This is a genomic window from Nonomuraea sp. 10N515B (genome assembly GCF_052245915.1).
GTDB lineage: Bacteria > Actinomycetota > Actinomycetes > Streptosporangiales > Streptosporangiaceae > Nonomuraea.
On record NZ_JBQQBQ010000196.1, the window covers coordinates 1 to 1,397 of the forward strand.

Here is a 1,397-nt window from a genome sequence, read left to right on the forward strand (position 1 = left end):
GAGCAATCGTCAAGACCTGTGGATCAAGTTTCTTAAGCAGCTTTCGACTTACCCCCGATCGTCGGTGATTCCTCGGGCCGCTCGACGAGCTTGCCCTTGACGAACGTGGCCCCGGCGCGGACCAGGGCGACAAGGTGGGGTGCGTTGACCGCGCGCCAACGTTTCTGCGCCGACTCGATGAGTTTGAAGGCCATGGCCAGCCCGGCGGCGCGCGAACCCGGCCCCTTGGTGACCTTGGTGCGGTGGCGGACGGTGGCGAAGGTCGATTCAATGGGGTTGGTGGTGCGCAGATGCACCCAATGTTCGGCCGGGTAGTCGTAGAAGGCGAGCAGTTCGTCGAGGTCGTCGACCACCTTGGCCACCGCCTTGGGGTACTTGGCGGCGTAGGCGGCCTGGAACTCCTTCACCGCGCGTTCGGCGTGCTCTTTGTCCTCGGCGTTCCAGATCTCGGCCAGATGCTTCTTGGCAGCCGGGTGCGCGGACTTCGGCATGGCCCCCAACACATTCGCAATCTTGTGAAACCAGCACCTCTGGGGCCGGGCCTGCGGAAATACCTCGCCCAGCGCCGACCAGAACCCCAGCGCGCCATCCCCGATCGCGAGCACCGGCGCGCGCATCCCGCGCCGCTTGGCATCGCGCAGCAGATCGGCCCACGACTCAGCCGACTCCCGGTAACCGTCGCTCAGCGCGACGAGCTCCTTATGACCGTCGGCCCGCACGCCGATCATCACGAGCAGGCACAGCTTGTGCTCCTCCAACCGGATGTTGACGTGGATGCCATCCACCCACAGGTAGACGTAGTCCACCTCGCACAGGTCACGCTCAGCGAAGACGCGCTGCTCACCCTTCCAGGTCTCGGTCAGCTTGGTGATGACCGACGCCGACAGGCCCGCCGAGCTGCCGAGGAACTGGCCCAGGGCGGGCACGAAGTCGCCCGAGGACAGGCCGTGCAGATACAGCAGCGGCAGCACCTCGCTGATCTGTGGCGTCTTACGGCACCAGGCGGGCAGGATCGCCGAGGTGAAGCGTCGGCGCTCGCCCGTCTCCTCGTCGATGCGTTTGTCGTTGACCCGCGGCGCTTTGACTTCGATCGCGCCGGCCGCGGTGAGGATCTCGCGCGGGGTGTGGGAGCCGTTGCGTACAACCAGGCGACGACCGGCCTCGTCGCGTTCGTCGGCGAAGGCGGCAATGTAGGCGTCCACCTCGGCCTGCAGGGCGGCGGCGAGCATCTTGCGGGCACCCTCGCGGACGATCTGGTCGATCAACGAGGAGCCTGCCGGGGAGCGGTCGTCAGCGGGCAGCTCGGGCACTACGGTAAGCGGCACGGGTGTGCCTTCCCGACCGACGTTGGCGCGTCGGCCTATCTCGAAACCATGATCAGATGATTCGGGAAGGTA

1 protein-coding gene is annotated in these 1,397 nt (G+C 66.3%); it reads right to left on the minus strand.

Annotated features, from left to right (window positions below; all coding sequences use genetic code 11):
• Window positions 1–32 precede the first annotated feature (32 nt).
• Window positions 33–1,325: an IS256 family transposase gene (locus ACTWQA_RS58980; RefSeq protein WP_443167494.1), complete on the minus strand. Its 1,293-nt coding sequence runs from the start codon at window positions 1,323–1,325 to the stop codon at window positions 33–35.
• Window positions 1,326–1,397: the final 72 nt, after the last annotated feature.